This window comes from Arthrobacter sp. 10N410, assembly GCF_056394945.1.
Genome location: NZ_JBFTIP010000010.1, coordinates 1 through 19,957 on the forward strand (window position 1 = coordinate 1; position 19,957 = coordinate 19,957).

Sequence of the window (19,957 nt, forward strand, 5' to 3'; positions counted from 1 at the left end):
GGAAAACGGGATAAACACAATGCACAAAATTTGAAACCAGCTAAAAACACCGGACCCAACCACGGGGTGGCAGGCCCGGCACAATCAACCAATTCAATACAAAATTGGTATCAACAAACTTGGCACACTATTGAGTTCTCAAACAACAGGCACATTCGAATACTTCTCGAAACAATTCACATCAGTGAATTTCTTTTTGTTCCGCATTTCTTCGCTGCGATGTATTTAGCTTATTTCATTCATTTCCACTTTGCAAACCCGGAAGTTCTTCCGAAATTCACTCCGAAGAAGCGAATCCGCCCACCAAAATGCGAAGCAATTTCGCTTTCCCACATCTTGCGCAGGAAGAATTGCTTCTTTTTTGTTGGGGGTTGGTCACCGCTCAACGGCGGCGACTCAGAAAACAATACACGCTCCCCTGCGGCCGTGCAAATCGACCGGAGGGGAGCGTGCATGAGGCTGAACCGCTGCTTAGCCGTGCAGTGCCGGCTAGGCTCCCGAAACCTCCACGGTTGCCAGGTTCTTCTTGCCGCGGCGCAGCAACAGGTAGCGCCCGTGCAGCAGTTCGTCGGCCGCGATGACGGCGTCGGGGTCGGAGATCTTGGTGTTGTTCACGTAAGCCCCGCCCTCCCCCACGGTCCGCCGGGCCGCGGACTTGCTTTCGGAGAGCCCGGTAGCCACCAGCAGGTCAATGATGCCGAGCCCGGAGCCGTCCACGGTGGCGGAGGGCAGTTCCGCCGTCGCGGCCTTGAGGCTCTCTGCGTCCAGTGCGGTCAGGTCCCCGCCGCCGAACACGGCTGCCGAGGCGGCAATGACCTTTTCGGTGGCCTCGACGCCGTGCACCAGCGAGGTCACCTCGTAGGCAAGCTTCCGCTGGCCAACACGTGCGAACGGGCGCTCGGCAACCGAGGTTTCGAGGGCTTCGATTTCGGCGCGGCTGAGGAAGGTGAAGACCTTGAGGCGGGCCGCGACGTCGGCGTCGGCGGTGTTGAGCCAAAACTGGTAGAAGGCGTACGGGCTGCACATCTCCGCGTCCAGCCAGATCGCGTTGCCCTCGCTCTTGCCGAACTTGGTGCCGTCCGAGTTGGTGATCAGCGGCGTGCCCAGCGCGTGGACGTGCTTGCCCTCCACCTTGCGGATCAGGTCCGTGCCGCTGGTGAGGTTGCCCCACTGGTCCGAGCCGCCGGTCTGCAGCACGCAACCGTAGTCGCGGAACAGCTGCAGGTAGTCCATGCCCTGCAGGATCTGGTAGCTGAACTCGGTGTAGCTGATCCCCTCATCCGAGTTCAGGCGGGTGGCAACGATGTCCTTCTTGATCATCGTGCCGACGCGGAAGTGCTTCCCGATGCCGCGCAGGAAATCAATGGCACTCAGCGGGGCGGTCCAGTCGAGATTGTTGACCATCCGGGCCGCGTTATCGCCCTCGAAGCTGAGGAAGCGCTGGACCTGGCCCTGCAGCCGGCCGACCCATTCCGCCACGGTCTCCGGAGTGTTGAGCACCCGCTCGGCGGTCTGCCGGGGGTCACCGATCAGTCCGGTGGAACCTCCCACCAACCCGAGGGGCTTGTGCCCGGCCAGCTGGAGCCGGCGCATCAGCAGCAGTTGCACGAGGTTGCCCAGGTGCAGGCTTGGCGCGGTGGGGTCGAAGCCGCAGTAGTACGTTGCGGGGGCGCCGGCGAGCAGTTTCTCCAGCTCCGCCTCGTCCGTCGAAACGTGGACAAGGCCGCGCCATTTCAGCTCCTGCCAGATGTTGGCGAAGCCGGGGTCGTTCTGCTGGGACTGAAGATCATTTAGCTGGGACACGGAATCTAAGTTAGCAGGATCGACAGGGCCGGACGGCCCCGCTCCAGCTCGTGACGGCGCCGGGCGCGACGGCGCCGTCGTGACGGGCCCGGCACAGCCGCAGCGTCCGGGGCGGCAACCCAGGCCGCCGCCACCGGGGAGGGGAGCCTCAGTCTTCGATGCCTGCCGGTACGGGAGCAGCCGCGATGAGCCGCAAGCGCTGGGTGGGGCGGGTCATCGCGACGTACAGATCGCCTACCCGGCCGTGCTCGTGGTTGAGCATGGCAGACGGTTCCAGCACCACGACGCCGTCGAACTCCAGGCCCTTGGCCTCGCGGGGGCTGATCACCACAATGTCCTGCTCGTAGCTGCCGGCGCCCGTGCCGACGCGGCGGCCGTACGCTGCGCGCAACGCGGCGGTGGCCTCCGGCAGGAGCCCGCCGTCGGCGATCACGGCCAGCAGGCCGCCGTCGAGCGCGTCCAGTTCCTCGGGGAGCACCTCAAGGAGCCGGTCCACGATCGCCCCGGGCTCGACGCGATCAATCACCGGCGACCAGCGTCCCTCGCGGACTGCCTTTGGCGCGGAGACGACGAGTCCGGCGGCATTGGCCATCCGGGCCGCCGCCTCGGCAATCTGCGACGGGGTGCGGTAGTTGACGGTGAGTTCCTCAAGCTGCCAGCGGTCCCCGAACATCGGGGCCAGCGCGCTCTGCCAGGACTTCGCCCCGGCCACCGAACTCGTCTGGGCGATGTCGCCGACAATCGTGAAGGACTTCAGCGGACAGCGGCGGACCAGCAGCCGCCACTGCATGGGCGAGAGCTCCTGCGCCTCGTCCACCACAATGTGCCCGAACGCCCAGCTGCGGTCGCTCGTGGCCCGCTCCGCCGCGGTCAGCCGCGCCTCGCGTTCCTGGTTCTGGTCCACAAGTTCTTCGGCTGAGATGAGGACATCCACCCCGGCCGTTTCCATGTTGACCAGGGTCTGCTTGGCGTTGGCGAGGTCGCGGGCCCGGTCGTGCTCCTGCTGGGCCAGGCCACGGCCGGCAGCCGGATCCAGTTCGCCGAGCAGTTCGGCGGCCTCGTCCAGCAGCGGCACGTCGGCCTCGGTCCACGGCGAACCGGCCGGCCGGAGCAGTCGGGCGCGTTCGGCCGCGCTGAGGTTCGGGGTGCAGGCCTCGAGGATGGCGGGCTTGCTCAGCAACTCGCCCACCAGCTTCTCCGGGGTCATCGGCATCCAGCACAGGTTCAGGGCCACACGCACGTCCCGCGCCGAACGGACGTCCTCCGCGAGGTAGGAACGGTCGGCGTTGTTGCCGATGCTGCTGGCCTCGACCAGTTCGGTCATCTGCTCGGTCAGTTCGCGCAGCAGGATCTTGACGAAGGAGACCCTGGCCTCATTGTGCGGCTTCCCGGTGGCGCGCGCCTTTTCGCGGGCACGGCGGACCTGCCTCGGCGTCAGCACCAGCTTGCGGCCGTCCACTTCGAGGACACGGTTTTCGGCCGGGATCCGCTGCCGGTTGGCGACCGCGTTGGCGACGACCTCGGCCATGTCGAGCCGGCCCTTGATCGCCGCGACGTCTGAATCGTCTTCGGCAACGGCGTGGATGCCGGGCATCAGCCGGCCCAGGCTGGCCATCACGACGCCGGTCTCGCCCAGGGACGGCAGCACCCGTTCGATGTAGTTCATGAACGACGACGACGGGCCCACCAGCAGCACGCCGGCGGTCTTGAGCCGGTCCCGGTGGGTGTAGAGCAGGTAGGCGGCGCGGTGCAGGGCGACGGCGGTCTTGCCGGTACCCGGTCCGCCCTGGACCACGAGGGCCCCGGAGATGGACGAACGGATGATCCGGTCCTGCTCGGACTGGATGGTGCCCACGATGTCCGACATCCGGCCCGTGCGCTTGGAGTTCAGGGCCGCGAGCAGCGCGCCTTCGCCCTGCAGGGAGGCGTTGTCGGCCAGCATGTCGGCGTCGAGCACGTCATCCTCGATGGCCTTGACTTCGCGGCCCTGCAGGATCAGGTGCCGGCGTCGGCGTACACCTTGACGGTCGAAGGCGGTGGCCTGGTAGAAGTGGCCGGCTTCGGGCGCCCGCCAGTCCACCATCAGCCGCTGCAGGTCCTCGGTGGTCAGGCCGATGCGGCCGATGTACTGGGCTTCCCCGGAGTCGAGGTCGAGGCGGCCGAACACGAGGCGGTCGTCGACGGCGTCGAGCTGGGCGAGGCGGTCCTCGTAGAGTGCGGCGAACGCGTCCCGCTCGGAGACGTTCTGCATGGTGCCCACGGCACCGGCGCGGCGAACCTGGGCGAGCTGGGCGCGCTTCTCCGCCCGCAGCTCATCCAGCCGGGCATACAGTCCGGCTACATAGTCGCGTTCATGGGCCAAATCAGCGTCGTGCATCGAACGTTCCCCTATCGAAAAAGACAGACCAACCATTCTACAACCATTTCGGTGTTCGCTCCCGAAATATGTCAGTTTTCATCAGACTGGACTTTTTGCAGGCATTCTACCGAGGCGTTTGCCGGCCGCTAGAGGTTCAGCAGGGAGTGGATGCGGTGGCCGGCCAGGGCCGCGCGGCCGTTCAAGTCGCCGAGCTCCATCACGACGCCGACGCCAGCCACCTCGACGCCGCAGCGTTCGAACAGCCGGGAGGCTGCGCCCAAAGTGCCGCCGGTGGCGAGGACGTCATCGAGGATGAGCACCCGGGTACCCGGCGCCAGGTCCGAGCTGTGCAGTTCCAGGGTGGCGGTGCCGTATTCCAGCGAGTAGTCCTCGGAGACCACTTCGCGCGGCAGCTTGCCGGCCTTGCGGACGGTGACGACGCCGGTGTCCGTGGCGTAGGCGGCGGCCGCAGCCAACAGGAAGCCCCGGGCTTCCACCCCGGCGACGGCGTCGAACTGGCCGTGGAAGGGCGCCACCAGCGCATCGACTACAGCCTTGAGGGCGGCCCCGTCGGCGAAGACCGGGGTCAGATCCTTGAAGATGATTCCCGGCTTGGGGTAGTCAGGGACGGTGGCGCACAGGCTGGCGATCAGCTCGTCCACCGGGATTGCGTTGCTGGTCTGGGGCTGGCCCTGCTCGCTTTGTTTCACCCATCAATCTTACTGGCTGGTAGCAAACGGCCGTTCCGGCCGCGGGCTACCGGCCTACCCTCCGGCCGTCGGGGGCCCGGGCGTCGGGGGCCCGGCCGCGTCACTCGCTGCTTCCGGGGACCGCAAGAGGTCATGGGCAAATCCGTACCTGACGAGTTCCAGCGCCTTGGCGAGCGCGTGCTCCGCGTCGAACCGGCTGTCCGCTGCGGCGCTGAGGCGGGCGTAGTCGTTTGCCCAACCGGACCGGCGGAAGCGGTCGGCGTCGCCGTGCAAAAGCCGTCCATAGAGAACGTCCTCGAAGCGGTCCGGCCCTTCATCCGGGGCCGGCACTTCGTCATGGCCGGGCCCTGGCAGCACACGTTGACGTCCCTGGACCATCTCCGCGGTGAACAGCTCAACCACGTGTTCCGTGCCTTCCGTCAGGTGTCGGTCCGCCGAGTAGTTGCAGAGGCGGAGTGCCCTCACCACCAGCTTGAGTGAAACGTGTTCGTCGCGCACGATGAATTTGCGCAGCAGTGCGGCCCGAAAAAGCTCGATCCAATGCCGGCGCTCCCCCTCTGTCCCACCCGCGCTGGAGGGCACCGCCGGCGGCTCCGCGTCGGCTTGGAACAGCGCCACCATCCGGAAGTACTCGGCGGCGAGCTGCTCAAAGATCACCAGCCGTTCGAGCTCGCTGCCTGGCTTCCCGCGCTTGCCTTCGCCCATGATTGCCGGCTAAGCCGTTCGGACCTTCGCGGCCTTGTAACGGGATACAGTCGGGTCGCCGCTGAGCCAGAAGCGCCACGGGTAGTCGTCGGTGCCGCCGGCGCCGGAGACGCCCACCCGCGGCCCGGAACTGATCGCGGCCGCCGGCACGGCCGGGAGCTCGAGCCGGAACGGTGCACTGAGCGCGTCGCGGCCGCTGTCCGCCGTCGTCAGTCCCAGGGCGGTGGCGAAGCGGGCCGGACCGCTGGCGAGGTCCTTCGGGGCTTTCGACGTCGGCCGCCGCGCCTGGGCCACTTCCTCCCCGACCACGACTTCACCGGCGCGCAGGAGCAGGGCGGAGGCCACCCCCTCGGGGCCGCAGACGATGTTGGCGCAATGGTGCATCCCGTAGGTGAAGTAGACGTAGAGGTGCCCCGCCGGGCCGAACATCGGGGCGTTCCGCCGGGTCTGGCCGCGGAAAGTGTGCGAGCCGGGATCAGGGTGCAGCGAGTCCTCCGGCCCCAGATAGGCCTCGACCTCGGTGATCCGCACCGCTACCGGCCCACCATGGCTGCTGTGCGTCAGCACTGCGCCGAGCAGCAGCGGGGCCACGGTTCGGGCGTCGGCGGACAGCAGCCCGCGCAGGGCGTCTGGCGTCAGGCTGGAATCCATCCTCCGACTTTAACAAACCCCTGAATCGCGGCATAGCGGCCCCTCACGGCCGTGTCCGATTTCCGCTAGCAGAGGTCCGCCGGAAGCTGGCAGGATGGAGCCATGGACTTTTGGCAGCGCTACCGGGCAATCGATGCCCGGGACCCCCGTTTCGACGGGCAGTTCTATACCGCTGTCCGCACCACCGGCATCTACTGCCGGCCCTCCTGCCCGGCGCGGACCCCGAAGGCCGGCAATGTCACCTTTTACGAGACGTCCGCCGCCGCGCATGACGCAGGCTACCGGGCATGCAAACGCTGCCTCCCCGAAGCCGTGCCGGGCACCCCGGCGTGGAATGTCCGCTCGGACATCGCCGGCCGGGCCATGCGCCTGATCAACGACGGCGTGATCAACCGCGACGGCGTGGAAGGGCTCGCCTCGCAGCTCGGCTACTCCTCGCGCCAGCTCAACCGCATCCTCAGCCACGAACTCGGTGCCGGCCCGCTCTCGCTGGCGAGGGCCAGCCGTGCGCAGACCGCCCGGACCCTGCTGGTCTCCACCTCAATGAAGGCCGCCGACATCGCATTCGCCTCGGGCTTCAGCAGCGTCCGCCAGTTCAACGAGACCATCACCGAGGTCTTTGCCATGACCCCCTCGGCACTGCGGGCCACGGCGCGGCACCAGCAGGCGACGGCCCGGACGGCGGTGGCCTCCACGGCGCTTACGTTGAACCTGCCGTACCGGGAGCCGTTCGATCCTGGGGTGTTCGCATTCCTGGCCGTCCGAGCCATTCCGGGCATCGAGGAAGGAAGCTCCACCTCCTATGCCCGGACCCTGCGGTTGGCGCACGGGGACGCCCGCTTCCGGGTGGACTACGACGCCGGCTCCCCGGGCCGGCCCCTGAGGCTGACGATTGGGGCCGTGGACCTGCGGGACCTGGCCTCGCTGCTCAGCCGGGTGCGGCGCCTGCTGGATCTCGACGCCGACCCGGTCGCGATCGATACCTCCCTCGCCGCCGATCCGCGGCTGGCGGCCAGCGTTGCCGCCGCCCCCGGCATGCGGATGCCCGGGGCCGTGGATCCGCAGGAGCTGCTGATTCGCGCCATGATCGGCCAACAGATCACCGTGGCGGCTGCGAGGACGGCCCTGGTCCAGCTTTCCGCGTGCGGCAGCGAGAGCCTGGTTCCGGCGGACGGCCTGCACCGGCTCTTCCCGACGGCGGCGGACATCGCGGACACCGGGTTCCAGTTGCTGCGCGGACCTCAGCGCCGCATCGACTCGGTCCGTGCCGCCGCCGCGGCAATGGCCGCCGGTGACCTGGATTTTGGCTACGGCGACGACCTCGCCGGCCTGCAGTCCAAGCTCTTGCCGCTGGCCGGCGTCGGGCCCTGGACTGTGGGCTATGTCGCGATGCGCGTGATCGGCGCCCCGGACGTTTTCCTGGCCAACGACGCCGCGGTCCGCAATGGTATCCGCTCGCTGGCGCAGGCGTCAGACGATAACGCCGGTGGCGCCGCCGCGGCTGCGGATGGCCTGCCCGCCGACCCGATCGCCCCCGATTCGCTCTCTCCCGATTTTCGGGAGGTCAGTCCCTGGCGCTCCTACGCCACCATGCACCTCTGGCGTGCGGCCGCAGCGGCCCAGTCCGCAGCGCGGACCATGGCAGCCCGGACCAAGTCAGCCCGGCCCAAGACAGCAGCTTCGAAGAAAGTGACGACATGAAAGCCCAGCTTTTGACCATCTCCACCCCGGACGGTCCGTTCACCATCATTGCCCGGGACGGCGCGGTGCTGGCCTCGGGCTGGACCGCGGTGCCCGGCGAACTCACGGGCCAGATCCACCCGGACCTGCTGCCCGGCGGCTACGAACCAGTGTCGGAACTGCGCGGCATCTCGGCCGCCGTCGAGGAGTTCTACGCCGGCAACCCGCGAGCCGCGATGGAAGTCCCGGTGCTGCAGAAATCGGGCCCCTTCCGCAGCCATGCCTGGGACATGCTGCGGACCGTGGCGCCGGGGCATCCGGTGACGTACACCGAGTACGCGGAACTGTCCGGCAACGCGAAGGCCGTCCGGGCGGCGGCCAGCGCCTGCGCCTTCAACGCGGCCGCTCTATTCGTGCCATGCCACCGGGTGATCCGCACCGACGGGAGCCTGGGCGGGTTCCGCTGGGGACTCGCCATCAAAAAGAGCCTGCTGGACCGCGAACGGCAGCTGGCCCTGGCCGTGCGGGCCTAGTTCGTCACTGGAACGCCCGCGGGCCACGGCAACAGCGCGGGCAGCTCGACGCCGTCGGCCGCTGCCGTGGCGCGCAGGCTCCCCAGGGTGGGGGTGCGGCCGGCCAGCCACGCCGCGATGTCGGTGAGCATGCCGTTGATGGCGGTGGAGCGTCCGCCGGCGGCGCCGATCGCGACGGAGGGCAGGCCGAGCGGCTGGAGCACAAAACGCTCGCCCTCAGGCACCCGGGCGGCCAGGAACTCGAAGAGATGCTCGCAGAACGGCTTGCTCCACGTTTCGGGGCCGCGGCCGGTGCCCAGGTCCGTGGCATGGATGGTGAGTTCGCGCCAGAGCGCCAGGCCGCCGTCGAACACAACGCCGCCGCGGTAACTGATCGGCTCCCGCCAGCCCGCCGCCTCCAGCGCACCGAAGGCGCCCAGGGCCCGCTCGAAGGCCGCGGCCAGCGCGGCCCGGTGCTGCTCAGCGCTGTGGCCGGCCGCCAGTTCGATGGCGCGGGTGCGTCCCTCGAAGCCGCCGTCGTAGAGTTCGATGCTTTCGCCGCGGCCGGCGTACTCGACCTGGCGGGCCATCGCGTTGGCGATTCCGGCCAGGTGGGCCAGCACGTGCCCGCGGGTCCAGCCAGGGAGTTCGGACGCGGCCAGGACGTCCTGGTCGTTGAGTTTGGCGGCGATTCCGGTCACGACGTCCGCGGCGCGGCGGAGTTCCTCCAGCAGGTTTTCAGGGGTGATTGAGGTCATGGCGCCCATCCTAACGGAGCCTCCGGATTAACGGTGATTAACTGGGCTGAGCCGTCTCAGCGCGCCCCGTAGCGGTGCCGGATGTGCCGCCGGTCATGCCGGGCCTGCCAGAATTCGAGTTCGCGGGGCCGGAGCGCGTAGAGCTGCCAGCTGGGGTTCTCGCTGCCGTCGGCGCCGGGCCGATCGTGCCAGTCGGCGGCGGAGGCTTCCGCGGAGAGCGCCACAACCTGGCCGGCCACACGGACCTGGCGGCCCTGCTGCTGCCAGAAAAAGTTCAGCGCAGCGCTCGGGTTCTCTGCCAGTTCCCGGCCCTTGCGCGACTGGCGGGACGTCGCGAAGTGCCAGCCGTCGTCGTCGATGTCCTTGAGGATCAGCATCCGCGAGGACGGACGTCCGAGTGCGTCGGCGGTGGCCAGGCTGCAGGCGTTGGGCTGCGGAACTCCGGCCGCCAGGGCTTCGGCGAGCCACTGCCGGAACAGTTCCCCCGGGTCCTCGGGTGCCGTCGCCGGGTCGAAGTCCGGGAGCACGTCCGGGAAGTCGGGCAGGGCACGCAGGAACTGGCGGAACGATTCGCTCATGCACCCACCTTAAGCGCCACGAGATGACACTTCGCGGCAGTGTTTACGAAAAACATTGCCGCGAAGTGTCCCCACCCGCCCCCTAACCTCGCAAGCTCGGTCAGGGGACCCTGCGGGTGTGGGCCCCATCTCGCGGGTGTCGAAGTGCTACCCCGCGTACGCGCGCACGCCGTCGAGCTCCGCCTCGAGCGCCAGCAGCTGGCGTTCGACGGCGGCCGGCGCGGTGCCGCCCTGCGAGTTGCGGCTGTTGAGCGAGCCCTCGGTTGACAGCACCGTGCGGACCTCCGGGGTCAAATGCTCCGAGATGGCGGCGTATTCCTCGTCCGTCAGGTCCCAGAGTTCCACGTCGCGGCTTTCGGCCTGCTTCACGGCGGCGCCGGAGAGCTCGTGCGCCTCGCGGAACGGAACTCCCTGCCGGACCAGCCATTCGGCAATGTCCGTGGCCAGTGCGAAGCCTTGGGGTGCCAGCGCTTCCATCCGTTCGGTGTTGAACTTCAGGGTCGCGATCATGCCGGACACGGCCGGGAGCAGCAGCTCCAGGGTGTCGGCGGCGTCGAAGACCGGTTCCTTGTCCTCCTGCAGGTCGCGGTTGTACGCGAGCGGCAGGCCCTTGAGCGTGGCGAGCAGCCCGGTCAGGTCGCCGATCAGCCGGCCGGCCTTGCCGCGGGCCAGTTCGGCCACGTCAGGGTTCTTCTTCTGCGGCATGATCGAGGAGCCGGTGGAGTAGGAGTCGTGCAGGGTCACGAAGGAGAACTCCTTGGTGGCCCACAGGATCACTTCCTCCGAGACCCGGGACAGGTCCACGCCGATCATCGCCGACACCCACGCGAACTCGGCAAAGACGTCGCGGGAGGCGGTGCCGTCGATCGAGTTGTGCGTGGCCGAGTTGAAGCCAAGGTCCGCCGCGACGGCCTCCGGGTCCAGGCCCAGCGAGGAACCGGCGAGGGCGCCGGAGCCGTAGGGCGAGACCCCGGCGCGCTTGTCCCAGTCGGCCAGCCGCTGCACATCGCGCAGCAGCGCCCAGGCGTGGGCCAACAGGTGGTGGCTGAGCAGGACCGGCTGGGCGTGCTGGAGGTGGGTGCGGCCGGGCATGGCCACCCCGCGGTGCTCCTTGGCCTGGCCGATCAGCGCGTCGATCGTGGCGAGGACGCCGCGGGCGATGATCCGGGCGTGGTCGCGCAGGAACATCCGGCCCAGCGTGGCCACCTGATCGTTGCGGGACCGGCCGGCGCGGAGCTTGCCGCCCAGCTGGCTGCCGGCACGCTCGATCAGGCCGCGTTCCAGCGAACCGTGCACATCCTCGTCGGACTCGGCCGGGGTGTAGGCGCCGGAGGCGACGTCCGCATCCAGCCGGCCCAGGGCGTCCAGCATGCCTTCAAGCTCGGCGTCGTCCAGCAGACCGGCCTTGTGCAGCACGCGGGCGTGCGCCTGGGACCCGGCAATGTCGTAGCGGGCCAGCCGCCAGTCAAAGTGCGTGGACTTGCTCAACGCCGCGAGGGCGTCGGCGGGGCCGCCGGCGAACCGGCCGCCCCACAACGCACCCGTGTTCGTAGCCTCGGACTTGGTGGATTCCGACTCAGCCACAGGGGCTACTTTCCTGCGACGCGGATGTCGCGGCCGGAGGCAACCTTGGCGGACATGCCCCACAGCTCGATGAAGCCGCGGGCCATCGACTGGTCGAAGGTGTCGCCGGTGTCGTAGGTGGCGAGGTCGAAGTCGTAGAGCGAGGTCTCTGAGCGGCGTCCGTTGACGATCGCCTGGCCGCCGTGCAGCACCATGCGGATGTCGCCGGAGACGTAGCGCTGGGTGTCTTCGATGAAGGCGTCCAGGGAGCGCTTGAGCGGGGAGAACCACTGGCCGTCGTAGACCAGCTCGGACCAGCGCTGGCCGACCGTGGCCTTGAAGCGGGCCTGCTCGCGTTCGATCGTGATGTCCTCGAGGTGCTTGTGCGCGGTGATCAGCGCCATCGCGCCGGGGGCCTCGTAGATTTCGCGGGACTTGATGCCGACCAGGCGGTCCTCGACGACGTCGATCCGGCCGACGCCCTGGGCGCCGGCGCGGCGGTTCAGTTCCTTGATGGCCTGCAGCGGGGTGACCTTGACGCCGTCGACTGCGACCGGCACGCCGGCTTCGAAGGAGATGGTGACTTCATCCGGGGCCGGCGGGAACTCCGGGGTGGCGGTGTAGTCGTAGATGTCCTTGGTGGGGGCGTTCCAGATGTCCTCAAGGTAGCCGGTCTCGACGGCGCGGCCCCAGACGTTCTGGTCGATCGAGTACGGGTTCTTCTTGGTGGTCTCGATCGGCAGTCCCTTCTCCTCGGCGAAGGCGATGGCCTTGTCGCGGGTCAGGGCGAGGTCGCGGACCGGGGCGATGCACTTCAGGTCCGGGCCGAGGGTCTGGATGCCGACCTCGAAACGAACCTGGTCGTTGCCCTTGCCGGTGCAGCCGTGGGCCACAGTGGTGGCGCCGAATTCGCGGGCGGCCTTGACCAGGTGCTTGACGATCACCGGGCGGGAGATTGCGGAGACCAGCGGGTAGTGGCCCTGGTAGAGGGCGTTCGCCTTCAGGGTGGGCATGCAGTACTCGTTCGCGAACTCGTCGGACGCGTCGGCCACGTAGGCTTCGACGGCGCCGCAGCCGAGGGCACGCTGGCGGATGGTCTCCAGCGACTCGCCGCCCTGTCCGACGTCGACCGCCACGGCAATGACCTCGGCGCCGGTCGCTTCACCGATCCAGCCGATGGCTACGGAAGTATCCAGGCCACCGGAGTAGGCCAGCACAATACGCTCAGTCACTTCAAATGCTCCTTAGTTGTTGGGTTCTTGGGGTCTCTGGTGAAAGTTCACGGGTGGGGGTCATTGGCCGGCCTCTTCGGCCAGTGACAGGAAACGGGCGGCGACCGCGGCGCCGCCGGCCGGGTCGCGGGTGACCAGCAGCACGGTGTCGTCCCCGGCGATGGTGCCGAGGATCGAGGGCATCACCGAGTGGTCGATCGCGAGGGCCAGGAAGTTCGCGGCGCCCGGCGGGGTGCGGAGCACCACAAGGTTCGCGGAGGCCTCGGCCGTGACGAGCAGTTCGCCGCAGAGCCGCGCCAGCCGGGCGTCGAGGATTTCCTGCGTCACGCCGCTTTTGGCCGCGCGTTCCCCGCCCTCCCCCGGCACGGCGTACACGAGCACGCCTTCCTTGCCGCGGACCCGGACGGCGCCGAGCTCCACGAGGTCGCGGGACAGCGTGGCCTGGGTGACCTGGACGCCGTCGTCCGCGAGCAGGGCCGCCAGCTCGGCCTGCGAGCGGACGGATTCGCCGGTCAGGATCGCGGTGATCCGCGCCTGCCGGGCCGTCTTGGTGGCCGGGCTGGCCCCCTGGGCGGCGGGCTGGACGGACATCAGCCCAGCCCGTCAACCGGCGCGAGCCCGTCAACAACTGCCAGGCCGGAGCGGTGCATGAGCCAGGCCATCAGGGCTTTCTGCGCGTGCAACCGGTTCTCGGCCTCATCCCAGACCACGGACTGCGGGCCGTCGATCACGCCGGCGGAGATTTCGTAGCCGCGGTAGGCCGGGAGGCAGTGCAGCACGACGGCGTCCGGCGCGGCAAGCGTCATCGCGTCCTCGTCCACGGAGTAGTCGCGGAACAGCTGCAGCCGGGCCTCCTTCTCGTCCTCCTGGCCCATCGACACCCAGGTGTCGGTGGCGACGACGTCGGCTCCGCGGAGCGCCTCCGCGGCGTCCACGGTGACCAGCACCGAGCCGCCGGTCTCCGCGGCGCGCTCCTCCGCGGCGGCGACGATCTCCGCCGCGGGCAGGTAGCCCTCCGGGCCGGAGATGCGCACGTGCATGCCAGCGGTGACGCCGGCCAGCAGGTAGGAGTTGGCCATGTTGTTGGCCGAGTCGCCGAGGTAGCTCATGGTGAGGCCGGCCAGCGTGCCCTTGTGCTCCTTGACGGTCAGCAGGTCGGCCAGGAGCTGGCAGGGGTGGTAGTCGTCGCACAGGGCGTTGATCACCGGGACGCGCGAGTGTTCGGCCATCGCGACGAGGCCGGCGTGCGCCCCGGTCCGCCACACGACGGTGGAAACCATGCGTTCGAGGACCCTGGCGGTGTCCTCAACCGACTCCTTGTGGCCGATCTGGGCTTCGCCCGGGTTGATGATGAGGGCGTTGCCGCCCATGTCCGCGATGCCGGTGGCGAAGGAGACACGGGTCCGGGTGGAGGTCTTGTCGAAGATCACGGCCACGGTCTTGCGGCCGCTGCCTTCCGCGGCGAAGGGCTGGACACTGTACGGGGCCGCCTTCATCCGGAGGGCGAGGTCCAGGACCTCGGCCTGCTCGGCCGGGGTGAGGTCCGTGTCCTTGAGGAAGTGGCGGGTCGGCACGGATGCGGTCATGGAGGCGGTCACTGGGCGTCCTTTGCGGTCTGGAGGAGGGCCGGCAGGGCGGCGAGGAAGCGGTCGGCCTGGGCCTCGGTGAGGATCAGCGGCGGCGCGAGCCGGATGGTGTGCGGGCCGGGGCTGTTGACGATGAATCCTGCGTCGAGTCCGGCGGTGACGACGGCGGGGGCGACGTCGGCGTCGAGGTCGAAGCCGATCAGCAGGCCTTCGCCGCGGACTTCGGTGACGCCGGCGATTCCGGCGAGCCCGGTGCGCAGGTGCTCCCCCACCTCCCGGACGTGGGCGAGCACCTGCTGGTTCTCCAGCACGTGCAGGGTGGCCAGGGCGGCCGCGGTGGCGACCGGGTTGCCGCCAAATGTCGTCCCGTGCTGGCCGGCGGACAGCAGTGCGGACACCTCGGGGCCGAAGGTGAGCAGGGCGCCGATCGGGAACCCGCCGCCCAGGCCCTTGGCGAGGGTCACGGCGTCGGGAACGATTCCGGCGTCTTCGCTGGCCAGCCACTTGCCGGTGCGGCCGATGCCGGTCTGGACCTCGTCCAGGATCAGCAGGGCGCCGGCGGCGCTGGTGGCTTCGCGGGCGGCCCGGAGGTAGCCGGCGGGCAGCGGGCGGACGCCCGCCTCGCCCTGGATGGGTTCGAGGAAGACCGCGGCGGTGGTGTCGTCGATCTCGGCGCGGAGGGCGTCGATGTCACCGAAGGGGACGTGGACGACGCCGCCGGGCAGCGGCGCGAACGGCGCCCGGTAGGCTTCCTTCGAGGTGAGGGCCAAGGCGCCCATGGTGCGGCCGTGGAAGGCGCCTTCGAGGGCGATGATCTTTGTCCGCGGCTGCGCGTCCGTGTCTGTCTGGCTGACGCCAGCATTCCGCCGTGCCAGCTTGAACGCCGCTTCGACCGCCTCGGTGCCGGAATTGGCGAAGAACACCTTGGACCCGGCCGGTGCCTTGGAAATTTCCAGCAGCTTCTCCGCCAAGGCAATCTGGGTGGGGCTGGTGAAGAAATTGGAGACGTGGCCCAGGGTGGCCAACTGGCTGGAGATCACCGAGGTGACGAAGGGATGGGCGTGGCCCAGCGCGTTGACCGCGATGCCGCCAAGCAGGTCCAGGTATTCCTTGCCGTCCGCGTCCCAGACGAGGCAGCCGGCGCCGCGGACCAGTACGCGCTGCGGGGTGCCGAAGACGCCAAGCAGCGAGGACGAGTAGCGGGACAGCCACTGCGCGCCGCTGCCCGTTCCAGTCATAACCGAAGCTGTGGGGGCCGAGCCGGCGCTGGAGGCTTCGGCGGAATGGCTCAGTTCAGTGCTGCTCACTATGCGTTCACTTCCTCGTCCGGGACGACCTGGGTGCCGATACCGGCGGTCGTGAAGGTTTCCAGCAGCATCGAGTGCGGCAGCCGGCCGTCCACGATGTGCGCGCGCTCGACGCCGTCGTCAATCGCTTTCAGGCAGGCCGCCATCTTCGGGATCATGCCGGATTCAAGACGCGGGAGCATCTCGCGCAGCTCCGACGCCGTCAGCGACGAGATGAGCGATGACCTGTCCGGCCAGTTGGCGTAGAGGCCCTCGACATCGGTCAGGATGACCAGCTTGGAGGCACCCAGGGCCGACGCGACCGCCGCCGCAGCCGTGTCCGCGTTGACGTTGAGTACCTGCCCGGTGGTGGACCCGTCCGGGGAGATCTCCGGCGCGACGGTCGAGATCACCGGGATCCGGCCGGCCGCCACGATGTCCAGGATGCCTTCCGGGTTCACCCCGACGACTTCGCCGACGAGGCCCAGGTCCACCTCTTCGCCGTCCACCACGGTGCCGGTGCGGACGGCGCGCAGCAGTCCGCCGTCTTCGCCGGACATCCCGACGGCGTAGGGCCCGTGCGAGTTGATTAGGCCCACGAGCTCGCGGCCCACCTGGCCGGTAAGGACCATCCGGACCACGTCCATGGCCTCGGGGGTGGTGACGCGCAGGCCGCCCTTGAACTCGGATTCGATGCCGAGCCGGCTGAGCATGGCGTTGATCTGCGGGCCGCCGCCGTGCACCACGACGGGGTGGATGCCGACGTGGTGCAGGAAGACGACGTCCTCGGCGAAGGCGCGGCGGAGTTCGTCGTTGACCATGGCGTTGCCGCCATACTTGATCACCATGGTGGTTCCGGCGAAGCGCTGGATCCAGGGCAGCGCCTCGATCAGGGTGCCGGCCTTGCCCTGCGCGTCGGCCATGGAAGTGGTCTCGCGGGTCTGGGTGCTCATGTCGTTCGTCATTCCCTTAGCTGGAGTAGGCGCTGTTTTCGTGGACGTACTCGTGCGTCAGGTCGTTGGTCCAGATCGTGGCCTCGGCGGCGCCAGCCTGCAGGTCGATCTCGACCAGGACTTCGCGCGGCTCCAGGTCCACCAGGCCGCGGTCCTCGCCGATGCTGCCGTTGCGGCAGATCTGCACACCGTTCATCGAGACATTCAGCTGGTCCGGTTCGAAGGCCGCGTCCGTGGTGCCCACGGCGGACAGCACGCGGCCCCAGTTCGGGTCCTTGCCGAAGATCGCCGTCTTGAAGAGGTTGGAGCGGGCCACGGCCCGGCTGACCACTTCGGCGTCCTTCTCGCTCGCGGCGTTGAAGGTACGGATGGCGATGTCGTGGCTGGCACCCTCGGCGTCGCCGATCAGTTTGCGGGCCAGTTCCGCGCACACCTGGGTGAGCCCCTTGCCGAAGTCGACGGCGGAGGGCACGGCGCCCGTGGCGCCGGAGGCGAGCAGCACCACAGTGTCATTGGTGGACATGCAGCCGTCCGAATCGGCCCGGTCGAAGGTGACGCGGGTGGCGTCGCGGAGCACGACGTCGAGCAGTTCGGGCTGGACCTCCGCGTCCGTGGTGAGGACCACGAGCATCGTGGCCAGGCCCGGGGCAAGCATGCCGGCTCCCTTGGCCATGCCGCCGATGGTGAATTCCCGGCCCTCGGCGTCGGCGCCGGTGAAGACCGCCTGCTTGGACACCGAGTCGGTGGTCATGATTGCGGCAGCCGCTGCCGGGCCGCCGTCGGCGTTCAATTCCGCGGCTGCGACGCCGATCGCGGGGACGAGCTTGTCCATCGGAAGCTGTTCGCCGATCAGGCCGGTGGAACAGACGAAGATGTCCGTCGCTGAGGCCCCGAGTGCCTCGGCGGTCTTTTCGGCGGTGGTGTGGGTGTTCTGGAAGCCTTGCGGGCCGGTGCAGGCGTTGGCGCCGCCGGAGTTGAGGATCACGGCGTCCACCCGGCCGTCCTTGATGACTTCGCGGGACCAGTGCACGGGCGCGGCGGCCACCCGGTTCGAGGTGAAGACGGCGGCGGCGGCTTTGTTGGGGCCGTCGTTGACCACGAGGGCCAGGTCCGGGTTTCCGGAGGCCTTGAGGCCGGCCTTGACCCCGGCAGCGCGGAATCCCTTGGGGGCGGTGATGCTCACGGTGCGACTCCCTGGAGGTCGAGGCCGGCGGTTTCCGCCAGGCCGAGGGCGATGTTCATGGACTGCACGGCGCCGCCGGCGGTCCCCTTGGTGAGGTTGTCGATGGCGCAGGTGGCGATCACGCGGCCGGTGTGTCCGTCGAGGGCCAGCTGCATCACGGCGTGGTTGGAGCCCTGCACGGACTTGGTGGAGGGCCACTGGCCTTCCGGCAGCAGGTGCACGAACGGCTCCTCGTCGTACGCCTCGGCCCAGGCGCGGCGCAGTTCCTCAGCAGTCACGCCCGGCCGGACTTTCGCGGTGGCCGTGGTGAGGATGCCGCGGCTCATCGGGGCCAGCGTGGGGGTAAAGGACACCGTCACCGGCGCGTTCAGCGCCTTGGACAGCCCCTGCTCGATCTCCGGGGTGTGCCGGTGCCCGCCGCCGACGCCGTAGGGACTCATCGAACCCATCACCTCGGCGCCGATCAGGTTCACCTTCGCGGCTTTGCCGGCCCCGGACGTACCGGAAGCGGAAACGATCACGACGTCGTCGGCCTGTAGCAGGTGGTTGCTGAAGCCCGGGGTGAGGGCCAGCAGGGCCGACGTCGGGTAGCAGCCGGGCACGGCGATCCGGGTGGCGCCGCGCAGTGCCTCGCGCTGGCCCGGCAGCTCGGGCAGCCCGTAGGGCCAGGTGCCGGCGTGCGGCGAGCCGTAGAACTTCTCCCACGCCGCCGGATCCTCCAGCCGGTGGTCCGCGCCGGCGTCGATCACGACCGTGCCGGCGGGCAGTTGCGCCGCGATCTCGGCGGACGCCCCGTGCGGGAGGGCAAGGAACACGACGTCATGTCCGGCCAGGTTTTCCACGGTGGTGTCTTCGAGGATGCGGTCCGCCAGGCCATGGAGATGCGGCTGCAATTCCCCTAGTCTGGAACCGGCGTTGCTGTGCGCGGTAATGGCCCCGATGGTGACGTCGGGATGACCGGCCAGGAGCCTCAATACCTCGCCGCCGGCGTAGCCGCTTGCGCCGGAGACGGCAACAGAAATAGTCATAGCACCGAGTGTACAGCAAGACTATGCATAGAGCCCGATATTTATGCATGCGCGCGGCCATGTCCAAGGGGGTGTCCGGACGCGGACGAAACCGTCAGCGTATGCTGGGTAGAGGGTGATCCAGACCGTGCGGCCGCAAATGTCGGCTGCAGCGTTGCCCGTAACAGTTACGAGGCATGCGTTTCATGACCCCCTCCACCACACTTTCCGCCGACTCCCCAGCGCGCCCGCAGCCGCGGGTCCGGCAGCCCAACGCCGTCGTCCTGAGCTATTCGGAACTGCTGAAGCGCGTCAAGGCCGAAGGCCTGCTGGAACGCCGCACCGGGTTCTACGTCACGGTGTTTTCCATTCTGGCCCTGCTGATGGCCGCCACCTGGTTCGGCTTCGCGCTGATCGGGGACAGCTGGTTCCAGCTCCTCATCGCGGCAGCCCTGGGTATCCTCTGCACCCAGTTGAGCTTCCTGGCCCACGAGGCCGGGCACCGCCAGATCTTCGCCTCCCGCCGCGCCAACGACTGGGCCGCACGGCTGCTGGCCACGTCGGTGGCCGGCATCAGCTACTCCTGGTGGGAGCAGAAGCACGGCGCGCACCACAACCACCCGAACGTGATTTCCAAGGATCCGGACATCGCCACCGGCGCGATCGCCTTCTTCCCCGAAGCCGCGGCGACCCGGCAGGGACGGTTCTCCTTCCTGACCCGCAAGCAGGGCTGGTTCTTCTTCCCGCTGCTGTTCCTCGTGGGCCTGGGCCTGCAGATCGATTCGGTCAGGTTCATCGTCCGCCGCGCCAAGGTCACGCACCGCTGGGTGGAGATCCCCATCCTCGCGGCCCGGCTGAGCCTGCTGCCCGTGCTCGCCTTCGCGTTCCTGCCCTGGGGCATGGCACTGGCGTTTATCGGCGTGCAGCTCGCCGTCTTCGGCTTCTACATGGGCGCCTCCTTCGCACCGAACCACAAGGGCATGCCCGTGCTGCCGGCTGACAGCCGGGTGGACTTCTTCAGCCGCCAGGTCCTCACGTCCCGGAACATTTCCGGCGGCCGCTTCATGGACATCCTGCTCGGCGGCCTCAACCGCCAGGCCGAGCACCACCTCTTCCCGGACATGGCACGCCCCCAGCTGGACAAGGCCGCCGTGATCGTCCGCGAGTTCTGCGCCAAGCACCAGGTCCCGTACACCGAAACCACCCTGCTGCAGTCCTACGGCATCATCGTGCGCTACCTCAACGACGTCGGCCTCGCCGCGGGCCGCCACTTCGAGTGCCCAATGGCCACCGTTACCCGCCGTTACTAGCGGCACGCCGGGCATACTGCGCCCGGCGCGCCGGTGTCCCTAGGATGGTCTCAGGATCCGCGCCGAGGAAGCTTCCTCGCC

Annotated in this window: 18 protein-coding genes; 3 read left to right on the forward strand and 15 right to left on the reverse strand. The window is 68.8% G+C overall.

The genetic code is table 11. The annotated features are described in order from the left end of the window. Positions 1–489: 489 nt before the first annotated feature. The 5 genes from tyrS to AC1DB8_RS15930 all read right to left on the reverse strand — a co-directional run bounded on the left by tyrS (position 490) and on the right by AC1DB8_RS15930 (position 6,228). Entirely contained in the window at positions 490–1,803 is a 1,314-nt protein-coding gene (gene tyrS, locus AC1DB8_RS15910; RefSeq protein WP_476893564.1) for a tyrosine--tRNA ligase, read from the reverse strand. Between the two features lie 148 nt (positions 1,804–1,951). Continuing rightward, positions 1,952–4,180, reverse strand: coding sequence for a HelD family protein (locus AC1DB8_RS15915; protein ID WP_441419445.1), 2,229 nt, complete (start codon positions 4,178–4,180; stop codon positions 1,952–1,954). A gap of 128 nt (positions 4,181–4,308) precedes the next feature. Further along, positions 4,309–4,872 (reverse strand): adenine phosphoribosyltransferase, encoded by a 564-nt coding sequence (locus AC1DB8_RS15920; RefSeq protein WP_476893565.1) that lies wholly within the window; start codon positions 4,870–4,872, stop codon positions 4,309–4,311. Between the two features lie 54 nt (positions 4,873–4,926). Beyond that, positions 4,927–5,577 (reverse strand): hypothetical protein, encoded by a 651-nt coding sequence (locus tag AC1DB8_RS15925; RefSeq protein ID WP_476893566.1) that lies wholly within the window; start codon positions 5,575–5,577, stop codon positions 4,927–4,929. Positions 5,578–5,586: 9 nt separating this feature from the next. Beyond that, a complete protein-coding gene (locus AC1DB8_RS15930) occupies positions 5,587–6,228 on the reverse strand; it encodes a DNA-3-methyladenine glycosylase (RefSeq protein ID WP_476893567.1) in 642 nt (213 codons plus the stop codon). Positions 6,229–6,330: 102 nt separating this feature from the next. On the opposite strand from AC1DB8_RS15930, the gene AC1DB8_RS15935 reads away from it, so the two are divergent. Together AC1DB8_RS15935 and AC1DB8_RS15940 are read left to right on the forward strand one after the other, a co-directional pair. Next, a complete protein-coding gene (locus AC1DB8_RS15935; RefSeq protein ID WP_476893568.1) occupies positions 6,331–7,929 on the forward strand; it encodes a DNA-3-methyladenine glycosylase 2 family protein in 1,599 nt (532 codons plus the stop codon). Beyond that, a complete protein-coding gene (locus tag AC1DB8_RS15940; RefSeq protein ID WP_441419440.1) occupies positions 7,926–8,441 on the forward strand; it encodes a methylated-DNA--[protein]-cysteine S-methyltransferase in 516 nt (171 codons plus the stop codon). The genes AC1DB8_RS15935 and AC1DB8_RS15940 overlap by 4 nt, the downstream gene beginning before the upstream one ends. Here AC1DB8_RS15940 and AC1DB8_RS15945 read toward each other — a convergent pair. The 10 genes from AC1DB8_RS15945 to argC all read right to left on the reverse strand — a co-directional run bounded on the left by AC1DB8_RS15945 (position 8,438) and on the right by argC (position 18,587). Next, a complete protein-coding gene (locus tag AC1DB8_RS15945; protein WP_476893569.1) occupies positions 8,438–9,178 on the reverse strand; it encodes a maleylpyruvate isomerase family mycothiol-dependent enzyme in 741 nt (246 codons plus the stop codon). The two genes, AC1DB8_RS15940 and AC1DB8_RS15945, sit on opposite strands and share 4 nt — an antisense overlap. 56 nt (positions 9,179–9,234) lie before the next feature. Beyond that, positions 9,235–9,756, reverse strand: coding sequence for a pyridoxine/pyridoxamine 5'-phosphate oxidase (locus tag AC1DB8_RS15950; protein ID WP_441419438.1), 522 nt, complete (start codon positions 9,754–9,756; stop codon positions 9,235–9,237). A 147-nt stretch (positions 9,757–9,903) separates the two neighbouring features. Beyond that, positions 9,904–11,340 (reverse strand): argininosuccinate lyase, encoded by a 1,437-nt coding sequence (gene argH, locus AC1DB8_RS15955; protein WP_441419437.1) that lies wholly within the window; start codon positions 11,338–11,340, stop codon positions 9,904–9,906. 5 nt (positions 11,341–11,345) lie between these two features. After that, the gene (locus AC1DB8_RS15960; RefSeq protein WP_476893570.1) at positions 11,346–12,551 is read right to left on the reverse strand and encodes an argininosuccinate synthase; all 1,206 of its coding nucleotides are present in this window, start codon (positions 12,549–12,551) and stop codon (positions 11,346–11,348) included. A gap of 60 nt (positions 12,552–12,611) precedes the next feature. After that, positions 12,612–13,142, reverse strand: a complete 531-nt coding sequence (locus tag AC1DB8_RS15965; RefSeq protein WP_441419436.1) for an arginine repressor — start codon at positions 13,140–13,142, stop codon at positions 12,612–12,614. Next, complete coding sequence (gene argF, locus AC1DB8_RS15970; protein WP_441419456.1) at positions 13,142–14,137, reverse strand: ornithine carbamoyltransferase; 996 nt, start codon at positions 14,135–14,137, stop codon at positions 13,142–13,144. Before argF ends, AC1DB8_RS15965 begins: the two co-directional genes overlap by 1 nt. 8 nt (positions 14,138–14,145) lie before the next feature. After that, positions 14,146–15,375 (reverse strand): acetylornithine transaminase, encoded by a 1,230-nt coding sequence (locus tag AC1DB8_RS15975; RefSeq protein WP_476893619.1) that lies wholly within the window; start codon positions 15,373–15,375, stop codon positions 14,146–14,148. A 68-nt stretch (positions 15,376–15,443) separates the two neighbouring features. After that, a complete protein-coding gene (gene argB, locus AC1DB8_RS15980; protein ID WP_441419434.1) occupies positions 15,444–16,376 on the reverse strand; it encodes an acetylglutamate kinase in 933 nt (310 codons plus the stop codon). Positions 16,377–16,392: 16 nt separating this feature from the next. After that, a complete protein-coding gene (argJ, locus tag AC1DB8_RS15985) occupies positions 16,393–17,559 on the reverse strand; it encodes a bifunctional glutamate N-acetyltransferase/amino-acid acetyltransferase ArgJ (RefSeq protein WP_441419433.1) in 1,167 nt (388 codons plus the stop codon). After that, positions 17,556–18,587, reverse strand: a complete 1,032-nt coding sequence (gene argC / locus AC1DB8_RS15990) for an N-acetyl-gamma-glutamyl-phosphate reductase (protein WP_476893571.1) — start codon at positions 18,585–18,587, stop codon at positions 17,556–17,558. Before argC ends, argJ begins: the two co-directional genes overlap by 4 nt. Positions 18,588–18,772: 185 nt before the next feature. Here argC and AC1DB8_RS15995 point away from each other — a divergent pair, with 185 nt between their 5' ends. Next, positions 18,773–19,876: a fatty acid desaturase family protein gene (locus AC1DB8_RS15995; protein ID WP_476893620.1), complete on the forward strand. Its 1,104-nt coding sequence runs from the start codon at positions 18,773–18,775 to the stop codon at positions 19,874–19,876. Positions 19,877–19,957: the final 81 nt, after the last annotated feature.